The following is a 4923-nucleotide window of genomic DNA, read 5'->3' on the forward strand; positions in this document are numbered from 1 at the left end:
GTTATTCAATCCTTAAGAATCGTAGGCCTTATAGGCCTTTTCCGTCATGGTCAGGCGTAGGGGTTCCCCGCGAATTTGCTGTACCCCCTTGTTGGGTGGACGTGCGCGCGATTGGAGGTGCCTGGTTGCGGAGCCATAGTGCCCTTTTCCTGGACGCATAGGCGCATGCTCTTCATTGCGAAAAGGAAATTTAGTTTTGGAGTTGGTCTGTTAAGGTTTCACGGTTAAGTTTGTGATAGGGGAATCTTTCCCCATGACCTGCTTCTGAATTGTAAATGTGTATTCATGAATGGGGAAGAAAATATATAAAGCCTTTTTTCTAAATCAAAATAATAATGAAATAGTTCGAATAATAAAGAATTAAGCCATAAGCATTAAATTTAAAATATAAGCTTAATACTGGTTAAGTACGAAAAGGGGTGCGCTATGAGCTTAGAAGTCCAAGTTGGTAATTTGGTTTTTAAGAACCCAATAATTGTAGGATCGGCGGGATATGCTGAAGATGAAAATGGGATAAAAAGATTTATAAAGCGGGGCTATGCAGGTGTTGTGACCAAATCCACATCAAAAGACCCTCTTTCCGGTGCTCCACCTCCACGAGTTTTTTGGTACGACCCCTACAGAAAGTTGTACCTCGATTGGGACGAAGCCCATCGAAATCCAGGTATCGAAAAAATGGCAGAACACATAAAAGCTTGCAAAAGCTTAGCAGATAAAGAAAATTGCCATATAATCGGAAGTATTAGCTGCAATACTGTTGATGAAGGCGTGTATGTCGCCACGAAGTTTTACGAAGCTGGCGTTAGTGCAATTGAGATAGATATGCAATGCCCTGCGATAGGTCCGCATCTAGGACCAGAATATGCGACAAGGGGAGGGGCTTATTGGGGTGATCTTGAGCATCCAGAAAGAGCAATAGAGCTCATTAAAGCGTTAAAGTCGGCAGTTGATGTGCCGATATGGCCCAAAATAGCTACCACAAGCATCTATTTGAATGGTGAAATAATCGAGAAGAGCTCTAACCCGGATGCCTATGCTTACATGGGATATACATTTCCATTTTATCCACTTGGTCTGGCTTTAGACCTTAATACTGGTCGTCCAATATTTAACGGAAACACTATGCTAAAAATTAAAAAAGGAGTAAAGTTTAAACCACATTTCCCCGGGGCTCTTCCTTTATTGCCCACAACGGTTCTTGCTACAGCTCTTCTGAAGAGAAAGCTTAAGACGCCGCTAGTGCCATCAGGTGGCATCATGCGGGGCTTTGACGTTATACAAGTTATGATGGCTGGTGGAAGTGCGGTAGAAATATGTACAGCAATTTACAGAGATATAAATATCATCGAAAATATGCTTAGGGAGATAAGATGGTATATGAATAAAAAAGGAATGGATAGACTCAGCGAAATCGTCGGAATTTCCATCGAAAATATTCCATTTGATCTCTTGGAAATACCAATTCCGAGAACATAGAAGAGAGGAGTAGTTGAATTGCCTCGGCCAAAAATAAATGAGGATTTATGTTTCGGTTGTATGTGTTGCACCGTCGCTTGTCCAAGGGGGGTTCTGATAGAGCCAAGGACAGGGATGATACCACTTATTAAGACGCCTAAAGAGTGTACTGGGTGTAAATGTTGCGCAGATGAATGTCCTCATAATGCAATCAAAATTCTCATGTATTGTATAGGGGAATAACATATGTATGGTTATGCGGGAAAAATTCTATATGTTAACCTAACAGAAAAGACCACGAAAACTCACGTGTTGAGAGAAAAAGAAGCTAAAAAATACATTGGTGGGTTGGGGTACGCTTTAAAACTATTGTATGATTATACAGAGCCTAAAATAGACCCGTTCGACCCTAAGAATGTACTAATTTTCGCAACTGGTCCAATAAGCGGCGTGATGACGCCCACAGGTTCAGGATGCGTTGTCGCATCTAAATCTCCACTAACCGGAGGATTAGGTATCTCTGTGATGCAAGGGTTCTTCGCAAGTGAGCTAAAAAAGGCAGGGTATGATGCTATTATTATAGAAGGTAAAGCGAAAACTCCTGTATTCTTATGGATAAACAATGACTTTGTTCAACTGATGGATGCTAGAGATGTATGGGGACTATCTCCTGCAAGAACCGAAGAGGAAATTAGAAAACAACTAGGCGACTATTCAATACGCGTTGCTGCTATTGGATTGGCTGGTGAAAGACTGGTGAGGTTTGCGTGTATAATAAGTGATCAAACAAGAGTAGCAGGAAGAGGTGGCTTAGGCGCAGTGATGGGTGCGAAAAATCTGAAAGCTATAGCGGTTCGTGGGACCTCAGAATTAAAAGTAGCAAATCCAAATGCTCTGTTACAATTTTGTAAAGAATTTTTCATAAGAGCAAGAGGGTCGACAGCCGTAAAACATTACACAACTAACGGAAAACTTTCGGTATCGGTTAAAGATAGGTATTGGGTGACACTATTTGGTACTACTGCAAAATATCGAGATTTAGGAACAGTTGAGGATCTATCAACGTGTAACAGTGCTGGGTGTCTACCTACAAGGAATTTTTCTACTGCTAGTTTCGAAGATGCGGAAAACATTAGCGGTGAACACTTGAATAAATACTTCGTTGCAAAGGTTCAAGCTTGTTCATCCTGCCCGATTGGTTGCGAACATATAGCCACCGTATCAGAAGGTCCCTACCAAGGCGCTGTTGCCCGCATAGAGTACCAGACGGTGTGGGCTTTCGGTCCGAATTGTGGGGTCAATAGACCAGACGCCATCATTAGAGCAATAGAATTATGTAATCTCTATGGTTTAGACGCGATATCTACTGGTGATGCCATTGCTTTTGCTATGGATTGCTACGAAAACGGAATAATCACTTACGACGATACTAACGGTTTAGATCTTAAATTTGGGAACTATGAAGCCATGCTTAAGCTTATCGATCTCATAGCTCGTAGAGAAGAGCTAGGCGATATTTTAGCTGAAGGTGTCAAGCGAGCCGCAGAAAGGATAGGTAAGGGATCAGAAGCACTAGCTAACCACATAAAAGGGCTTGAAATGTCTGGATACGATGTAAGGAGTCTAAAAACTACAGCGCTGGGCTACGCTGTATCTTTCAAGGGGGCTGATCACAATACTCACTGGGCTCATGTTTTTGACCTGAATAGGAAGGAAAACCGTTTCACCGTTCAAAAGGGCAGTGGAAAAATAGTCAAAGATATGGAAGACCTATTCGCAGTTATGGATTCGCTTGTCATCTGCAAGTTTACAGTTAGCGTGTATGATGGGTACGAGGATCTAGCAAGGCTTTATAACATCGTTACTGGATTTAACTTAAAAGCCGCTGACCTGAAAATAGTTGGGGAAAGAATAAATAACCTTGCCAGATTATTTAACATACGAGAGGGCTTCACCCGTAAAGATGACAGCCTTCCTCCAAAAATTGTCTCCACTCCTATTCCTTCAGGGCCTTCAAAAGGAGTTTTGATCACAAAGGAAGAATTAGATTTTATGCTCGATGAGTACTATGATGTGCGCGGTTGGGACCATGACGGAATCCCAACTCATGAAAAGCTCAAAGAACTAGAACTTAGGGATTTGGAGATTAAAGAGTAAAAATTTATTGTGGTGTGCATATGCCATATATGGAAACCACTAAAGATACGAGTTTGGTGAAATTCATGTTTGTAGATGTAGATCCAAATAGATGTATAGGTTGTGGAATTTGCGAATTAGCTTGCTCATTTGAGAAAACCGGAAATAAGGCATTTAATCCATTGAAATCGAGGATTAGAGTTTTACGCATTCCCCCGGCGTTCAATCTTGCCATTTCGTGTAGGCTCTGTGAAGATCCACCGTGCGTAAGGGCATGTCCACGCGGAGCTTTGAGACAGTCCGAGAATGGTCCTATAGTTGTTAATAAAGATAAATGTAATGGTTGCGGGTGGTGTATAAAGGCCTGTGATTTCGGAAGCATCACTATTGATCCCGACGAGAAAATAGCTATAGTCTGCGATCTATGTGAGCGAAGAAAGGGGATAGGGGTTTTCCCGGGTCGTAAAATTGCTAACCAAGCATGTATTGAGTGGTGTCCAGAGGAAGCCATAGAATTGGTAAGTCGAGAAAGGCTTGCTCAAAAAGCCAGGGAATTAACTCTTATTAAACTACTTAGTAGCTCTCGTAAACCTGAGTGAGGTTTATGTCAAATGACATATGGCTACTTCAAGAAATATCACGTCTCTTGAAAAAAGGAAAAATGACCGCTTTATGTATTGTGATCGAAAAAGAGGGGCATGGGCCAAGAGATATCGGAGCAAAAATGGTCATAAGTGAAGACGGTGCAGTCTTCGGAACCATAGGAGGCGGAAATTTAGAAAGAGTTTTAATTGATGAATCCTTAAAAGCCATAAAAGAAGGCAAACCTAGGAAAGTAGTTTTATCATTGGGCGACGGAGGAAGAGAAAGTGGAGTTATTGAGACAGGGCAGATGTGTGGAGGTAAGTTGACAATTTTTATCGATGTATTTGAGCCAAAACAAAGGCTCTTTATAATTGGTGCAGGTCACATAGCTCTAGCTCTTTCCAAATTAGCAGAGATTATGAAGTTCAGCATAATCGTCGCGGATGATAATGAAAAATTAGCCAACAGGGAGCGATTTCCGATGGCTGAAGAAATAATCGTAGGTAACTTTAATGAAATATTGGAAAAGATAGATGTAGGTTCACGCGATTTTGTAGTTATTGTCCATGGGGAGCCTGAACACGACTACTTAGCATTAGAGAAAGTCATTAAAAAGAAACCAGCATATGTAGGTCTACTTGGCAGCAAAGCGAAGGCAACAACGCTTATAAAGAGACTTAAAGAAGCAGGAATAAGCGACGCGGATCTTAGATCATTACATGCTCCAGTGGGCTTAGATATCGGCGC

At 41.6% G+C, this 4923-nt stretch carries 5 protein-coding genes; all 5 read left to right on the forward strand.

Translation table 11 applies throughout. The annotated features are described in order from the left end of the window. The first annotated feature begins 426 nt into the window (after positions 1 to 426). A complete protein-coding gene (locus ACP5PX_RS07190; protein WP_428085290.1) occupies positions 427 to 1476 on the forward strand; it encodes a hypothetical protein in 1050 nt (349 codons plus the stop codon). An 18-nt stretch (positions 1477 to 1494) separates the two neighbouring features. Continuing rightward, a complete protein-coding gene (locus ACP5PX_RS07195) occupies positions 1495 to 1698 on the forward strand; it encodes a 4Fe-4S dicluster domain-containing protein (RefSeq protein WP_428085291.1) in 204 nt (67 codons plus the stop codon). Positions 1699 to 1701: 3 nt separating this feature from the next. Beyond that, complete coding sequence (locus ACP5PX_RS07200) at positions 1702 to 3612, forward strand: aldehyde ferredoxin oxidoreductase family protein (protein WP_428085292.1); 1911 nt, start codon at positions 1702 to 1704, stop codon at positions 3610 to 3612. Positions 3613 to 3632: 20 nt separating this feature from the next. Further along, the gene (locus ACP5PX_RS07205) at positions 3633 to 4190 is read left to right on the forward strand and encodes a 4Fe-4S dicluster domain-containing protein (protein ID WP_428085293.1); all 558 of its coding nucleotides are present in this window, start codon (positions 3633 to 3635) and stop codon (positions 4188 to 4190) included. Between the two features lie 5 nt (positions 4191 to 4195). Further along, on the forward strand, positions 4196 to 4923 hold a 728-nt coding region (locus tag ACP5PX_RS07210), incomplete at its 3' end, for an XdhC family protein (RefSeq protein WP_428085294.1).

Source organism: Hadarchaeum sp. (SeqCode) (genome assembly GCF_049969415.1).
Taxonomy (GTDB): Archaea; Hadarchaeota; Hadarchaeia; order Hadarchaeales; family Hadarchaeaceae; genus Hadarchaeum.